The sequence below is a fragment of the Lepagella muris genome, from assembly GCF_004793975.1.
In the GTDB taxonomy this organism is placed as follows: domain Bacteria; phylum Bacteroidota; class Bacteroidia; order Bacteroidales; family Muribaculaceae; genus Lepagella; species Lepagella muris.
Window position 1 is genome coordinate 81,093 of record NZ_SRYB01000019.1, and the last position, 13,101, is coordinate 94,193.

General features: G+C 39.7%; 25 protein-coding genes. All 25 read right to left on the reverse strand.

Annotated elements, in window-relative coordinates; translation table 11 throughout:
- Positions 1-44: 44 nt before the first annotated feature.
- Positions 45-737 (reverse strand): hypothetical protein, encoded by a 693-nt coding sequence (locus E5331_RS12845; protein ID WP_135985291.1) that lies wholly within the window; start codon positions 735-737, stop codon positions 45-47.
- 161 nt (positions 738-898) lie between these two features.
- On the reverse strand, positions 899-1,132 hold the full coding sequence (locus E5331_RS12850; protein ID WP_135985293.1) for a hypothetical protein: 234 nt from the start codon (positions 1,130-1,132) through the stop codon (positions 899-901).
- Between the two features lie 3 nt (positions 1,133-1,135).
- Complete coding sequence (locus tag E5331_RS12855) at positions 1,136-3,025, reverse strand: hypothetical protein (protein WP_135985295.1); 1,890 nt, start codon at positions 3,023-3,025, stop codon at positions 1,136-1,138.
- A gap of 5 nt (positions 3,026-3,030) precedes the next feature.
- The gene (locus E5331_RS12860; RefSeq protein ID WP_135985297.1) at positions 3,031-3,711 is read right to left on the reverse strand and encodes a hypothetical protein; all 681 of its coding nucleotides are present in this window, start codon (positions 3,709-3,711) and stop codon (positions 3,031-3,033) included.
- Positions 3,712-3,714: 3 nt separating this feature from the next.
- Positions 3,715-4,368, reverse strand: coding sequence for a hypothetical protein (locus tag E5331_RS12865; protein ID WP_135985299.1), 654 nt, complete (start codon positions 4,366-4,368; stop codon positions 3,715-3,717).
- Positions 4,361-4,720 (reverse strand): hypothetical protein, encoded by a 360-nt coding sequence (locus E5331_RS12870; protein WP_135985301.1) that lies wholly within the window; start codon positions 4,718-4,720, stop codon positions 4,361-4,363. Before E5331_RS12870 ends, E5331_RS12865 begins: the two co-directional genes overlap by 8 nt.
- 161 nt (positions 4,721-4,881) lie before the next feature.
- A complete protein-coding gene (locus tag E5331_RS12875; protein ID WP_135985303.1) occupies positions 4,882-5,373 on the reverse strand; it encodes a hypothetical protein in 492 nt (163 codons plus the stop codon).
- Entirely contained in the window at positions 5,370-5,618 is a 249-nt protein-coding gene (locus tag E5331_RS12880; protein WP_135985305.1) for a hypothetical protein, read from the reverse strand. Before E5331_RS12880 ends, E5331_RS12875 begins: the two co-directional genes overlap by 4 nt.
- A complete protein-coding gene (locus tag E5331_RS12885; RefSeq protein WP_135985307.1) occupies positions 5,611-5,946 on the reverse strand; it encodes a hypothetical protein in 336 nt (111 codons plus the stop codon). Before E5331_RS12885 ends, E5331_RS12880 begins: the two co-directional genes overlap by 8 nt.
- On the reverse strand, positions 5,943-6,296 hold the full coding sequence (locus tag E5331_RS12890) for a hypothetical protein (RefSeq protein ID WP_135985308.1): 354 nt from the start codon (positions 6,294-6,296) through the stop codon (positions 5,943-5,945). Before E5331_RS12890 ends, E5331_RS12885 begins: the two co-directional genes overlap by 4 nt.
- 4 nt (positions 6,297-6,300) lie before the next feature.
- Entirely contained in the window at positions 6,301-6,549 is a 249-nt protein-coding gene (locus tag E5331_RS12895) for a hypothetical protein (RefSeq protein WP_135985310.1), read from the reverse strand.
- A complete protein-coding gene (locus E5331_RS12900; RefSeq protein ID WP_135985312.1) occupies positions 6,546-6,857 on the reverse strand; it encodes a hypothetical protein in 312 nt (103 codons plus the stop codon). Before E5331_RS12900 ends, E5331_RS12895 begins: the two co-directional genes overlap by 4 nt.
- On the reverse strand, positions 6,854-7,669 hold the full coding sequence (locus E5331_RS12905) for a radical SAM protein (protein ID WP_338033522.1): 816 nt from the start codon (positions 7,667-7,669) through the stop codon (positions 6,854-6,856). Before E5331_RS12905 ends, E5331_RS12900 begins: the two co-directional genes overlap by 4 nt.
- The gene (locus E5331_RS12910; RefSeq protein WP_135985316.1) at positions 7,647-7,859 is read right to left on the reverse strand and encodes a hypothetical protein; all 213 of its coding nucleotides are present in this window, start codon (positions 7,857-7,859) and stop codon (positions 7,647-7,649) included. The genes E5331_RS12905 and E5331_RS12910 overlap by 23 nt, the downstream gene beginning before the upstream one ends.
- Before the next feature lies 1 nt (position 7,860).
- Positions 7,861-8,256 carry a ribonuclease H family protein gene (locus E5331_RS12915; protein WP_121698748.1) on the reverse strand — a complete coding sequence of 132 codons (396 nt, stop codon included), beginning with the start codon at positions 8,254-8,256 and terminating at the stop codon, positions 7,861-7,863.
- A 25-nt stretch (positions 8,257-8,281) separates the two neighbouring features.
- Positions 8,282-8,986, reverse strand: coding sequence for a hypothetical protein (locus E5331_RS12920; protein ID WP_135985318.1), 705 nt, complete (start codon positions 8,984-8,986; stop codon positions 8,282-8,284).
- Positions 8,979-9,473 carry a hypothetical protein gene (locus E5331_RS12925; protein WP_121698750.1) on the reverse strand — a complete coding sequence of 165 codons (495 nt, stop codon included), beginning with the start codon at positions 9,471-9,473 and terminating at the stop codon, positions 8,979-8,981. The genes E5331_RS12920 and E5331_RS12925 overlap by 8 nt, the downstream gene beginning before the upstream one ends.
- 111 nt (positions 9,474-9,584) lie before the next feature.
- On the reverse strand, positions 9,585-9,860 hold the full coding sequence (locus tag E5331_RS12930) for a hypothetical protein (RefSeq protein WP_123484865.1): 276 nt from the start codon (positions 9,858-9,860) through the stop codon (positions 9,585-9,587).
- 21 nt (positions 9,861-9,881) lie between these two features.
- Positions 9,882-10,283: a hypothetical protein gene (locus E5331_RS12935; protein ID WP_121698752.1), complete on the reverse strand. Its 402-nt coding sequence runs from the start codon at positions 10,281-10,283 to the stop codon at positions 9,882-9,884.
- Position 10,284: 1 nt separating this feature from the next.
- Positions 10,285-10,584, reverse strand: coding sequence for a hypothetical protein (locus E5331_RS12940; RefSeq protein WP_135985320.1), 300 nt, complete (start codon positions 10,582-10,584; stop codon positions 10,285-10,287).
- A 31-nt stretch (positions 10,585-10,615) separates the two neighbouring features.
- Positions 10,616-11,059 carry a hypothetical protein gene (locus E5331_RS12945; protein WP_123484868.1) on the reverse strand — a complete coding sequence of 148 codons (444 nt, stop codon included), beginning with the start codon at positions 11,057-11,059 and terminating at the stop codon, positions 10,616-10,618.
- Positions 11,056-11,403, reverse strand: coding sequence for a hypothetical protein (locus E5331_RS12950; protein WP_123484869.1), 348 nt, complete (start codon positions 11,401-11,403; stop codon positions 11,056-11,058). The genes E5331_RS12945 and E5331_RS12950 overlap by 4 nt, the downstream gene beginning before the upstream one ends.
- A gap of 100 nt (positions 11,404-11,503) precedes the next feature.
- Positions 11,504-12,082: a hypothetical protein gene (locus E5331_RS12955; RefSeq protein WP_121698756.1), complete on the reverse strand. Its 579-nt coding sequence runs from the start codon at positions 12,080-12,082 to the stop codon at positions 11,504-11,506.
- A gap of 106 nt (positions 12,083-12,188) precedes the next feature.
- Positions 12,189-12,524, reverse strand: coding sequence for a hypothetical protein (locus E5331_RS12960; RefSeq protein ID WP_121698757.1), 336 nt, complete (start codon positions 12,522-12,524; stop codon positions 12,189-12,191).
- 1 nt (position 12,525) lies between these two features.
- Entirely contained in the window at positions 12,526-12,915 is a 390-nt protein-coding gene (locus tag E5331_RS12965; RefSeq protein ID WP_123484870.1) for a hypothetical protein, read from the reverse strand.
- Positions 12,916-13,101: the final 186 nt, after the last annotated feature.

Here is a 13,101-nt window from a genome sequence, read left to right on the forward strand (position 1 = left end):
ATACTGGTGAGACCACAAGATTTTCCAAATTGCTATTAGTTTGCTCATTTTGGTTCAAATTTATCGTAAATCTTACAAGATAAAGAGGTCGCATAATAGTGGTTTGGTCCCATCTTTGGTTTAGGTTTGGCAAAACAAACCGTTGTAGTCCATAAGTGATGTTTGAAAGTATGGCCTTCTCCACAATGTTTGCAATCACGACAATGAGCGCCACGAGGATATTGAGCTTGGCGCTCTTTGTCTCGACGCTTTAACTCTTCAGTTAATTCATCATCAGACAGCAAAGCCAACAATGATTTTGCATATCCGGCAAGGTCAGAATGAAGAAATGGCATTGCCACACCAGCGATAAAGTTCATCTCTGTTTGTAACCCTGGTGTCTTGAATTGTGGTGCCTTATTAATGTATTGTTTTGCGTGATTACGAATGTTTACCACTGTATCAAAAGGCACATTATGAAAGTAATAAAGATTGAAATAGACATTAAAGGGTACGGTTTTCAAGTCTTTCAGAGTTAGTTTGCGTCCAAGTGCCTTTTCCATACATTCTGCACAGATATATTGTGGGGTCATAGCTGAGAGCTGTGGCCCCGGTCTATTTTCAGATAGGTTGTAATAACTTAGACACTGTTCCCACAACTCATCATTAACAACTGGAGATAGGATTGGTAGTGGGTATAATTCCTTTTGACACCCGCCACAAATTGCAGGTTTCTTGTTAGATATATTTTTATCCATTTGGGTATTTAGCAAGTTTTATTTTACTCCGATAGCCACAGTTGCAGCGATATTCAGCTTCCCCATTTGCGTCAAACCAAGGCATAACGTAATACACTTGTTGACAGCACGGACAACGTATCACTACAGTTTGTGGATATTTTCGGAATTGACGATCACTATTAGACTTCTTCTTCATCATAGTAAAATTTCACGTCAACGTACAGATACGGTTTTTCCTCCATATCACTAAAAGATGTGTGGGTATCTACTCCCAGTTGACCAAATTCATATTTGGCTTTATACTTTTTCTCGATTGCCCATATAGCTTCACGAATTTCATCCTCCATCTTTTCTTTCAGATTTTTTATTTCTGAAAGAGTCATAGAATCAAGTTCTTTTATCTTTTTAGCCATATCTTATTGATATTTTTGAATGGTTAATGTACCTTTCCCGTAGTTAATGGTTACAAGACTCTTCTCATACTTCCAGTATTTCTTTCGGAGCTTGTTGAAACAACGTTTATTCAAGGGAACACCTATTGAATAGGAGTTTCTATGCTCTCTGCTTCGAGGATCACAAACCATATATTCCGGATTGACATTATCCAAAATTGTGTTGCCGCAATAAGGCATATAATAATTACTGATATAATTTTGGAAAGTGTATGGTAGCTGCTCTCGTTTTATTCTAAGAATCCCGCAGAGTTCTTTATAGGTAAAGACTTTCAACTGAAGATTAACCGGGTTCTCGCAATCACATACGATACAGTTTGCTACGTGAGACATATCTCTAAACTTATTGATATGATAGTTTGTGAGATATTGTTGAGAATATGATGACTTAAAAAGGCTGGCATCAAATATCTGGAATATCGCAATTCCAGCCGGTGCCCCAAAGCATTTAGCTTTTTCATCCTCTATGCACATATAAACTGTATCTGCTGAGAAGATGACTTCATAAAGATTTTCGATATTATCAAACAATACCTTATTCAGCTCTTCTTCATCAGCTCTCATCCTTTCACGAGTATATGCGTCATTCAATAGTTTTTGCTTGTGCCGGCGCATTTCTTCTTTCTGAGACCAGAGAGCAATCTTTCGTACCTCATCTTCAGTACATAATTCTCCAGCTTCCACATATTGAGCCACAGCTTTGGCCGGGTCAATTTTGATAAGTTCAGTAGAGGTCGGATAAATGATATTGTTTAGTCGCTCTTCATTAGCTTCCCTATTGGTTTGACTGAAATAATTATTGTCAGCAACCTGTTCGTTACCAGCACCAAGAAGTTTGATAGTTTCTCTGGCAAATCCAATTTTCTTTAAGTTATGCTGCTTCATAGGAATGACGTTGTATATCAGTTCCTCGATAATCAGCTTGATCAGAATTTTGGAGGCCGGAGGCAAGAAATCTCTAATAGATTTGATATAGACCTCAGAACTATTTTCCTTAGCAATGGCTTTTGACTCTTTACGCCATTCTGCTATATCATCCAGCAGTCCATAAGGAAGCTGGATATTCTCAAAAGCCTCTTCACGCCAACGATATGGGTTTCTTGAATTTTCACGAAACTGGGGATTGGGCATGGCTGGTTTATCTGTTACAAGCCATATCCTATCTTTATACTGGATTGTAATGATGAAGTGAGAGAAAGCCAACTCTCTGTCAATTTTCAATGCGAGTCGAGCATAGCAGACATCCTCGTTTTCGCCCTTATTGGCGCCGATGCAGAGGTTTATATTATCTGAGATACAAAGTGCGTCAGAAATAGAATATGGCACCGTATGGCCTATGCTGAGAGTGGTGTTAGAAGCCTTGCCAAAATTATAAAGCTGAAGCAGCTTAGATTGAACTGATTTTTTGGCTGCATCCACCCATTCATAGCTGAATTTATTGAGAAAATCCTCTGTTTTTTCTTCCTCTTTAAGAAACTTATTGTTGAATAGATACTCCCGGAAACGAATTTTCTCTTCAGCAGTCCACGCTACATACTCTTTGAAAATATGATGAGCTTTCAGAAGAGCATTACCAACTGCTTCACAATCTTGAACTAACTCATCCATTCTGTGAGAAAAACGGATTTCAGAAATGAGATTTTTGAGGAAGGTAATTTCCTTTTCGTAGGCAATCTCATAATCACCACTCTGAATATAGTTATTGATTGTGAAAAGATCTTTTGTGTTACAGTATCTTCCGATTGAGCCTTTGAAAGATATTTGACCCTCCAAATCTTTCAAATAACACCCAGTAGTATCTTCAAGAAATTGAAGAATACTGGAAACGATTGGCTTTAACTCATAATTTTCCATTATACTTAACGGGTTAATTTTTTATAAACCGAAATTAATTTTTTCCAGATAGCACTTTTACGGCCAGGATGTTGCCAACCAGCAAATCGTTGCCATTTTAGGAAAATATGATTCTCATATAATGACATATAAAATGCTATCGTATCGAAGTAAGCCTCTTGTTTATTCTGAGGCAAGCCCCCTTTACAGTGGTTCCTAAAGCATTTAAGGAAGATGTCATTATCAAAATAAGACCATCTCTTATGATATATGTTATCTCCCCGACATTGAAAACCTGAAGGCTTAAAATTCAGTCGATACATTGGTTGACCTGCTTTGAAACTTTCTTCTATCGTTTTAGGATTACCCTGAGTAATTATGGTTTTCAGAACATCCTCATGCTCAATAAGCAAACAAATATCTTCAGGAATACCATCTTCAATTTGATGCCTACAATCGTGAGTCACACGTTCTAAATCTCGAAGAAGATTTTTTCTATTGCCAAAATATTCTTCGAGTTCAGAATCTACGGAAGTCAAGTCAATGCCTCCGTAATCATCATAATGGCCCCATATTATTGGCCAAACTGGAGTAATCATTTCATTGTCAGAATAATCTTTCGTGCTTACACAGATTATACCACCAATAGGATCTCCACTTTCGATTGGAAGGCCAGAGATACAGCCTTCTCCATTATAGCTCCCCATATATTATAATTTATTAGATTTATTATTCCTTATTTCTGTCTCGGTATAAGGAGTAAGATATTCTTCTCTGGCAGTCGCAACCCCTTCAGGTTCAACTTTTAGATGATAAAATATGCCATCTTCTTCCTCATTATAGCCCATAACAATATCTATTGTTCCGACCATATTGAGATATTTGATATACATCCGATCACCAACCTTATATTTTGGAATGGGTGTCTCAAATTCCTCTTCCTCCTTCAAAGGAATCTCACCAGTTAAATCTCTCCATATTTCTTCATCAGTAGGCCGGTCAGGATTGCATAAAATCCGTTCCTGAAATTCAGTCTGCTCTTTGATTTGCTCAGGAGTTTTTATATTTAAGAACGGACTTATTCTGATCTCAACATAAAGAGGCTCCGAACCGTATTGAACCTCTGGGAATAAGTCTGGAGGCAACAAGTTAAAGTTTATTGCCATACTGGGATGAGAATGGGTAAGTTTTAATCTGCCGGCAGCATCACGCGAGATATATCCCAGCATAACTATTGAGGTTGGTTCATCTTTAGCTATTTGAATTGGCCCAGCATTTTTATAAGAATCCTCTTTAGTGTATGAGGAAAGCTGATTTACTTTAAGAATCCCATCATAAGGATTTGAGTAGTTGTTATTAGCCATTGTTAGTGACAATTTTGATAGGTGAAAACTGAGAATACATTGGGTCATATTTTAGTTCCAATATTTCTCCTACTTTACAAGATTGCTCGCTGCTAACTACTCCATCATTAAAACGATAGAGAGCTTGACAGCCACGACTTGTTTCATCTGCTATTTCGATATACCACACATTCTCACAAGGTTCTGAATAATTGTTTTTCGCTTTCTCATACATTTCACGAAAGCGTTTTAACTTATTACAGACAATGTGACACTCATCAAGTGTAATTAGGTTATCTCTTAGGTCAAGAAGTGCTTTATTGGCTTTCGCATTTAATTCACACAAAATCATATAATCTCCCTCTTCAATCACGAATTTCGTTAAACATTGAGAGGTTTTCCGAAGCATATATTTAGGTGATTACACAATGGCTTTATATGGAGCATTATAGTCAGGCATTTCTGCTGGATGCTCAATAGTGAGATCGGTCTCGAAGAATCCCGTGGAGTATATTATCTGCTTCATCTGACTTATTATTTCTTTTGTTTTTTGGAGATAAACCTTTCAGTTATCCGATTGATCATCTTCCGAAATTTCTTATGACTCATCTTAGGAGGGGTGATTAGAGAATTATGAAAAATGCCATTTTCATCTAAGAACTCGTCTGTCAGAATATAATGATATTTAACACTGTATGAGCCAATTTCGACCATACAATCTACCAGAGCAAATTGCCCACTATCGCCTATGCCCCTGAGAAAAATCTTATCGCCATTTTTCAGATTTCTGTTCCCCCAATAATATCCAGGTTCTCTTTCATCTGCGAAAAAGGTTACAATATGGTTCTCTCTATCTACCCAGCCATCATTACACCTATATGCTTTTACGCCCATTGCCATCAATTTGGCATGGAAAGCATCACTTGCAGCATTAAATTTTCTATCAGCTTCTAATATATCATCTAAAACCGATAAGTCATGCACAATAGTGACACCACCATTTCTATGTTTTATTTCTACGCTCATATTTTCTTCTGGTGTTTCAGACGAGTTATGGCATCCTTTTTGGAATATGCCATAACCTTGTGTCCTTTGATTGAAAATTCACGCAACTGACGGCTATCTACGGCCCTGGGAAGGGTTTTAGAAAAGCCATTACCAGAATCCAGCACAGGATAACGCTTGCGCTCACCATACCGATAAAAGTTGTCTGAATGTTGAGCCATCATTGCAGCAGCACTCAACATTGCAAATAATGCTTTCTTACTCATTGTTATTGAACTGGGTTAAGACAAAAGACAGCATTGCCGATTCAGCAGCTTCTTTTGTGGGATAGTATTCATCGGTATCATCATATTCAGAAGTGCTGAGGTTTAACCAATCAGCAAACCAATCACGGCCTATAAAGCGATAATTGGCACGAATATTAATACCCTTGTTCTCCCTGATCCATTTTATTGCGGAGCTGAGAGGGAATAGGAAGTGACCCGATTGCTCTTCATAGTACAATCGCTCAGTTCCCATCCCTAAAGTCAGCAAAGCATCCGTCTGCTCTAACGTGCAAAGCTCATCTATTGAAAGATAGAAGTTTTCATTCATTGTCTATCTTGTTTTACACCGACATACATTTCACCTTCCAACATCACCTCATTGTTATAAGCCTTTCTGATGTTGAATGTGATGATATTACTTTCAAGGAAATGTTTAGCAAACTCTTCAGCTATATGCCGATAGGCCCATTCCTTTTGGCATTGCGGGATATTGTCAGGATCGACGATTTCCCCAAATTTATGTGGGAAAATATAGCCACATTGTACTGGGGTGATTTTGTAAACCGATTTGATTGGTATGTAGTAACATTCACGGGGATCTTCACCATGACAAGTAATGACTTGTGGGTTGAGTTTATTTGCCCATTTCCTAAGTAGAGCCGCTATTTTCTTTTTCATACGATTAGTGGTTACGATAGTATTCTTTTACAAACGCATCCATCTGCCGGCGAGCTTCTGCCTTGGCTGCTTCAACAGAGGTAAAGTAATCCAGAGGAACTTCAACCTTATGTATAACCTTACGCACAAGGCGTTTCAGGATTTTTGTTCGACGAGTATAATATACTTCGCCAATGACACACAGCTCCATTAAGCCATCAAAACCGCGAGGAACACCAGCCACATCTACGGAAGTTACAAGTTGCTTTTTCATTGTTCTGAGTAGTCTTTGCACGGTCTTTTTCGTGCCGTTATACACTTATGAGATTTGAAACAATACATTTTCTTGTCTTTAAGGACATCGTAATGCTTGCACTGAGAGCAGTGAGGTGAGAACACTTGGGGAAGGTTCTCATCTTCAGGAGTGGCATCACGCACTTGCACCCAGCCGATACCGACATATTGATGAACTACACCATCCAGCACAATGTGGAAGTTGGCATCAACAATACATTGAGGTGGATTGACAGACATCTTAATCTGACCTCTCATTCCGAAGATGTCATAATATTTGACTCTCATTTTTCTTCCTCCTTAAAACCTAATAAGTTACGGGCCACCACAATCTTGATATTGTCCGACTTCAGGAACTTCTTTCCTAAAGCACACTGACAACACGGTTTAGCCTCCCTGAGATTGTTGAAAATGTCAAGCATATAATCATCATTGACATTTCCGAATGAAGGGCATAGGCAGGATTCTGAAAGATGCACATTGCCTTTGTAGTCAATACAAGGCTTGCACATCACTCCCGGTGTATGATCCAATCCAGTTAGTTTTCTGGTTGGACTTGTTTGTTTGAAAAGCAAGTGCCCATTCAGACAAGACATATAGTGAGGATTGTCTGCTATTTCTTTCTGAGCCTGCTCATTTGTTTTGGCCCTACCTAAGTCCTGCATACTTCTGATTTCATCAGTAGTAAGAATAATCTTTGGTATGGCACTGAGTTCTTTGCTGTGCTCAATGATGAATGAGGCATCTTTATACCACTTTGGATTAGTATAAACTTGCATACCTACATAAGATTGGAGCTTTGCAAGTTTTATCATTTCTTCAGAGCGCTCCGGGAACCAAGTGCCATTTGAGGTCACTGTAAAGCCTCCAGGAGTCTTACTTTGTTTGACAAAGCGGTCAAGATACTGACAGAACTCTGAGAACTGAGGATGCTCTGTCGGCTCTCCACCAGTTATGATATAGGCACTTGCACCTAAGAATTGTCCAAATCTCAGGGCGTTTTTGAAAGTGGCTTCGCTCATGTGTTCTCCATTAGGGTTGGAGCAGTGCATACAATGAGCGCATTCTTCGTGGCATTTATTCGTTATCTGAATCAGCATAATCGGAAGGTATTAAAAGGGGTTCTGTTATATTGGGTTCTGATGCAGGCAGTTGATTATTCTCGATTTGGTCTGAAAGATCTTCATATTCTACATCAATGATTTCACGAGGCTCTTCTCTAAAAGAATTGAATAGCTGTTGCATAGATAGGGCACCTATACCATAGGCTTCAATTATATGGCGTATCATATCATTTATTACCGAAGTCTGCTGGGATTTCTCCCCAGGCTCTGTTATCCCATTTCACTACCTTAATCTCATCCACCCAATAAGCCATAGCTCTTAGGTATATTTCAGCTTTCATCAGTCTCGCATTACGCTTGCCGGATGCAGTACGTTTATTCTTGAACCAACTTATAGCGGTCGTACTGTCTGAGAAAATGACTTTAGGCTGAAAGTCATTGTCAATGATGTATTTGACAGCCTCAACTATCGCAAGGAACTCACCGATATTAATGGTCTGATTACCCAAATCGGAATAGAATAGCGTTTTCCCAGTATTCAGGTCAACTCCCTGAAATTCTGTCTTACGATTCTTCATTGAATGGGCCGCGTCAACTGCGATACCCTCATTGAGACTAATCATATTAAGATAGTTATGTTACACTGCGTTAATCATTTGAGATGAAATCCGGGAAACGGAATTTCTTTCTTTGTGCTTTGGAGAGAGAAAAGTATATTTTGGCATACTTCACCATTTCGGTCTGCTTCTCATCCAGCATATTCATGGTTACAAATGTGTTTGCCTGAAGCAGTTTGCGTTGCTTATCCCACTGAAGCAGAGCTACACCATCATTGACCGGGCCGAATATGTGAATCTTGTTACGAAAGACCGATTTGGTTTCGATCCAAGTCATCGTCAGGTTGCGCTTCATATAGATAGCAATCACATCAATAATGTTTTTTGAAGTTGTGAGTTGACCTCTGATCTGCCAGTCACAAACCTCCATAAATCGCTCTTTATAGCGATGAAAGAAATGAGGATTGAATTTGATAGCTTGTCTGCTCTCAGTATAAAAGGCAATAGCTGATATGCCCTTGCCAGTATTCATCAGACCGATATGGAATGATGACCAATCCCATTTCTTAGATTTGCCGGCGCCAGTCTGAAAGTAGATGAGTATTCCGAGATAGCTGTTACCACGAAACGAGGTAAAGACTTTGGTCAGAATCACAGTTGGCTGTTTATGGCGTTTCCATAAATATCGTGTGACATATTCAGAGTTGTCGAAACGGACAGTCTTTTCCTGAATATCTGCAAGGTCTAAGCGATACTCATCAAGCAGCTCATTACTTGACATTCCTTCTTCAAACATTGCCCTGAGATTGTTCGTAAAGCCTTCTAACCATAAAGGCATTGTCAATGAAATCTTCGGCAGTGGCAATGGCGTTTTCAAGGTCATTTCTACCACGAAGAAGCTGGGCGATAACTTGAATGTCATTCTTACGCTTCTCCTTGCTGGAGGGGTCGTAGATGATTTCTTTGTTACCAAAAGTTATGCGCACAACGAATACGTTTTTGCGGCAAATGGTTTTAATGGTGGCGGGGAACCGGAGAATGGTTGCAGATTTGGCTATGAAGCCAGTCTCGCTACGCATTGGCATCAGAGTGCAGCTATAAAGCATATTGGGGATGATGTCTTTTGCGATAGACGGATCTACGAACACGATTTTTTTCTTGCTCTCAGTTTCCCGACACCCTTTCCAACTTCCGTTGGTCTTGGTGACGAAACCATAGAGCCGGTCTGCAACATTTTCAAGCCCTTTGTAGAACTTGATGTTAGTTTTTATTCTTTGTGCCATAATATATTGCTGTTATCATTTGAGGGCATACAAAAAGGCCCTGCACCGAGTAATAGTGCAGAGCCTTCAGAAAGATTTATTAATAAATCTTAAAAAGCCTATTTATTTTGGTTAATAATCGCTAACCTTGTCATTGATTAACTGAGTTACTGATGGGATTATGAACTTCCCGGATGAGTCACGTTGCTGAACGATTTGGAACTTCATGTCAGTTCTCAGCTCCGGAAGAGTGTCAGTTGTGGTGATTGTGAGACCATTCTGGGTTGCTTCAACGATTAAGAACTCATCTTTATCATCAGACTGGTTGTAATGTCGAATGATTAGGATTTCGTCATCCTGAACCCCTAAATATTGCCATAATTGTTGGATTTGGAATGTCGCGTTCATATAAATACTGCTTTTAATCAATTATAGTTCCAACGTGTCTGAGAAGCAGTTGGAACAGAAACCTTTTGTCCTGTTATACTGAGCCTTACCAATGCGTCGGCCACAACGGTTACAGAACAAGAGTGATTCATTCTTTCCGTGAAGAATGTCTTTGAGACTTTGTTGGCTTATATTGTATTCGCGCGATAACGCTCTCAACACTTCAGGGAAGTTATAATTCTTGTCCTGATGTTCCAGCCAATGCAATCCGCTTGTCAGTCTTTCGTAGTCGGCCCTGATTAAGAGATTGCGAATGTATGTGGCATTGAGAAGTCGCTGGGCGTTGAGGCGTTCCAGCAAGGCAATCTCAATACCAAACATATCACTCGCTTTCTCCAAGTCTTTAGGGCGTAGTGTAAATTGAACTGTATCGGCCAGGCCCATATTATTCAGCTTTTTTGAAGGAGATGGTCAGGACTGCATCGTAATGCTCATCCGGCTCAATAGCGGCAAAAGCATCTGCGAGCATATTGATCATAACTCGATTGCTGTCCTCATGCGACATATTTTTCCAATCCAGCTCCATCTCATCTGAGATAGCTTTTGCACTCTCATAGAATGGGCTGTCTTGTGGAATTTCATTTACGTCGTAAGGAGCATCCTCACTGAATAAAAACTTTGATAATTGGAAGTAGTTTGCGATTGCTTCCTGAGATTTTTGAAGAACCTCTTTCTTAGTTGCCATAAATATTGATCATATTATGACACTGCTTTCATCATTTTGGGTCAAACGTCAAATCACAATGAATCACCTCACAGACGGCCAACAAGGTTTTGATGGAAAGTGGAATGACATATTTACGCCCCTCTGCCTCTTCTTTCATTCGTTCCAGATCTTCTGGAATGAAAGATTTGGGAGGGGTATAATGTATTCCGGTCTTTCGATAGACTAACTTAGGATCGACTTGGTAGCGTCTCATAAGCAAATCCAACACCTTGTGAACACCAAGCACAGAATCGGGATAGAAGCGATCCTCAGTAGCCAAATCTGTCATCACAAATTTCAAGTTCATATCTTGACAAAATATGATAAGATTTTGGACTGGATAGTTACTTCTTGATAACTCTATGGATTGTACGGCATAAGCTGTCAAACTACCTGTATAGGCAGCTCCATTTACAGCTTCCTTTATTCTGTCTGCGAGTTGTTCCTGGTTCATCTATGAATAGTCTGTTTGATGGTGTTCACTATCTTAATAACGTCACTTTTGACCGATTGGTACGAAAACTTATCGGCAGATTGACAGTTTTCGATAAGCACCTCCAGATCTCCACTGGCATCAGTGAGGTCAGACACATTGTCGGTCATCGCATCATTGGCAGCAGACCACTGGAATGATTCGGGCCGGTTATCAAGAGCTTCTTCCTCTTCATCGGCACATTTCTGAACATCAGATTGAGCTTTCTGAAGAATTTTCAGGGCCTCTGCCTTATCAACCGGGTCTCTCAGTCTTGCTAAACCGTCAAGAACGGCATGAAGAACACTTCGTCTTTGTCTATTCATATTTTTGGTTTTTGCTTTAGAACTGAAAGACACTGCAAAATTACGAAAAAATGCAATGCCTTTCAGTATAAAAATTACTCCGATATACTTAGATTGCAGATTATTCGCAAATTATTAACTCCTTGGCATAAGGAAGAGTGGCAATCCATTCACAGAACATTCTCCACTCAGGGAGTTTGTGGCTCTTGCGCTGGAGGTAGATTGTGCGAAGCTGCTCATAGTTGGTAGAAACTCTCATAAAGAGCATTACACCCTGGGGGCAGTTGGAAAGAACAGTCATAAAGTTCTCTTCGGACTTGTCCTCATTGTATTTGGCAATCAGTCGCTTCATTTGAGCGATTGTTTCCTGAGTGACCCATTGGTTGCAGCACTTGTCGAAATCCATTTGCATTATGCGGTGCATTTTGGATGATGAGGTCACGATGTCAAACCAGTGGTAACGCTGCATTTCGGGAGAGATGTAGTTGGGGTATTTTATATCGAAGCTGACACGAATACCAGTGCGGAAATTGGCGTGACACTTGACCGGCCCCTTAGAGGCTTCACATAGTTTTATGGCCCGTTTCAAACTTGCCTCAAACTCTTCATCCGTATATTCCGGAACCTCCAGACGCATTGCATTTCTGCAAGCAATAACGGATTCTTTAAGGTCATAGACCTTTACATTAGATATATCCATAATATTATGTTGAGAATGAAACTGCTTTTATCAGATATAACATAATAGAGGGATTAACCCTCCACAGTTTGTGAAGAAAAGTTAATCCCTCTAATATTTGTTGGCTTCATCGTCTGCTATCCGGATCCCAGCCACAGCAAACTGCAATGAAACCGAAGATAAATCCGAGAAAGACTAAGGACATTAAGCCACACACGACCTTATCCCAGAACGGCTGATCCTCAAATATGAGGAAGCCTCCACAGAAGAAATACCAAATCCATCCGATTGCGTACATCGCCAGGATTAGGAGTCCGAGGCCAATCAAGCCTGCAAAGCAGTACATAACTATGGTAGCAATCTTCTGTTCCTTGCTACCTTTGGTGGATGACTTCTCAATCTGGTAGAAAATGTTACACATCACTCCACAGAAAAGATAGCCGACAAAAATTATCCAGCCCATATTATTCAATCAAATTTTCGTAAATACATCTCATACAACAGTCACCAATGGCTCCCGACTCAATACGAGCGATTACTTCAGGATCTTCATATTCTCCCCACTCTCTGAAAAGCCTCATAGACTTTCTTTTCTTCCGGTAAGTGCCGAAACACTCCAGTTGATGAGGCTTCAGCTTAAAAGAAATGGTGACACGATTACCATCCTTATCAAACCAAAATATGCGTTGGTTCTGAAGGAAAATGGCTACACTGAATGGTACGGTATCAGGAGAAAGTCCCATTTTCTGAAGCATCATCTTTCCCTCATTCTGTTCTCCGAAAAATCCTCTGATAAGCTCGTTGATGTAAAAACCCTTTACTCTGGTCGAGTCATTGGTTTGTTTCTTTTTCATTGAAGTTGTCTAAACTTATTTTGAGATGTTAAAAATTCGGTAAAATAAATAAAATACAGCGCATCCTGAAAATGAAGCACTATATTATAGTCGCCAAACTTCAATAAGTTGCACCTATGCCAGAATACGCAGTACTTGACAAAGATACAATAAAAAATCGAATTATGCCCTATCTTTCGGTCGCAA

Excerpts from the sequence above, each read along its gene's own strand:
- E5331_RS12905 (WP_338033522.1), bottom strand. The coding sequence starts at position 7,669 with ATGCTGATTCAGATAACGAATAAATGCCACGAAGAATGCGCTCATTGT.
- E5331_RS12960 (WP_121698757.1), bottom strand. The coding sequence starts at position 12,524 with ATGGGCTGGATAATTTTTGTCGGCTATCTTTTCTGTGGAGTGATGTGT.
- E5331_RS12920 (WP_135985318.1), bottom strand. The coding sequence starts at position 8,986 with ATGTTTGAAGAAGGAATGTCAAGTAATGAGCTGCTTGATGAGTATCGC.
- E5331_RS12925 (WP_121698750.1), bottom strand. The coding sequence starts at position 9,473 with ATGGCACAAAGAATAAAAACTAACATCAAGTTCTACAAAGGGCTTGAA.
- E5331_RS12950 (WP_123484869.1), bottom strand. The coding sequence starts at position 11,403 with ATGAATAGACAAAGACGAAGTGTTCTTCATGCCGTTCTTGACGGTTTA.
- E5331_RS12915 (WP_121698748.1), bottom strand. The coding sequence starts at position 8,256 with ATGATTAGTCTCAATGAGGGTATCGCAGTTGACGCGGCCCATTCAATG.
- E5331_RS12885 (WP_135985307.1), bottom strand. The coding sequence starts at position 5,946 with ATGAATGAAAACTTCTATCTTTCAATAGATGAGCTTTGCACGTTAGAG.
- E5331_RS12940 (WP_135985320.1), bottom strand. The coding sequence starts at position 10,584 with ATGGCAACTAAGAAAGAGGTTCTTCAAAAATCTCAGGAAGCAATCGCA.
- E5331_RS12860 (WP_135985297.1), bottom strand. The coding sequence starts at position 3,711 with ATGGGGAGCTATAATGGAGAAGGCTGTATCTCTGGCCTTCCAATCGAA.
- E5331_RS12900 (WP_135985312.1), bottom strand. The coding sequence starts at position 6,857 with ATGAGAGTCAAATATTATGACATCTTCGGAATGAGAGGTCAGATTAAG.
- E5331_RS12965 (WP_123484870.1), bottom strand. The coding sequence starts at position 12,915 with ATGAAAAAGAAACAAACCAATGACTCGACCAGAGTAAAGGGTTTTTAC.
- E5331_RS12865 (WP_135985299.1), bottom strand. The coding sequence starts at position 4,368 with ATGGCTAATAACAACTACTCAAATCCTTATGATGGGATTCTTAAAGTA.
- E5331_RS12910 (WP_135985316.1), bottom strand. The coding sequence starts at position 7,859 with ATGATACGCCATATAATTGAAGCCTATGGTATAGGTGCCCTATCTATG.
- E5331_RS12845 (WP_135985291.1), bottom strand. The coding sequence starts at position 737 with ATGGATAAAAATATATCTAACAAGAAACCTGCAATTTGTGGCGGGTGT.
- E5331_RS12850 (WP_135985293.1), bottom strand. The coding sequence starts at position 1,132 with ATGGCTAAAAAGATAAAAGAACTTGATTCTATGACTCTTTCAGAAATA.
- E5331_RS12890 (WP_135985308.1), bottom strand. The coding sequence starts at position 6,296 with ATGAAAAAGAAAATAGCGGCTCTACTTAGGAAATGGGCAAATAAACTC.
- E5331_RS12880 (WP_135985305.1), bottom strand. The coding sequence starts at position 5,618 with ATGAGTAAGAAAGCATTATTTGCAATGTTGAGTGCTGCTGCAATGATG.
- E5331_RS12955 (WP_121698756.1), bottom strand. The coding sequence starts at position 12,082 with ATGGATATATCTAATGTAAAGGTCTATGACCTTAAAGAATCCGTTATT.
- E5331_RS12935 (WP_121698752.1), bottom strand. The coding sequence starts at position 10,283 with ATGGGCCTGGCCGATACAGTTCAATTTACACTACGCCCTAAAGACTTG.
- E5331_RS12930 (WP_123484865.1), bottom strand. The coding sequence starts at position 9,860 with ATGAACGCGACATTCCAAATCCAACAATTATGGCAATATTTAGGGGTT.
- E5331_RS12855 (WP_135985295.1), bottom strand. The coding sequence starts at position 3,025 with ATGGAAAATTATGAGTTAAAGCCAATCGTTTCCAGTATTCTTCAATTT.
- E5331_RS12895 (WP_135985310.1), bottom strand. The coding sequence starts at position 6,549 with ATGAAAAAGCAACTTGTAACTTCCGTAGATGTGGCTGGTGTTCCTCGC.
- E5331_RS12875 (WP_135985303.1), bottom strand. The coding sequence starts at position 5,373 with ATGAGCGTAGAAATAAAACATAGAAATGGTGGTGTCACTATTGTGCAT.
- E5331_RS12945 (WP_123484868.1), bottom strand. The coding sequence starts at position 11,059 with ATGAACCAGGAACAACTCGCAGACAGAATAAAGGAAGCTGTAAATGGA.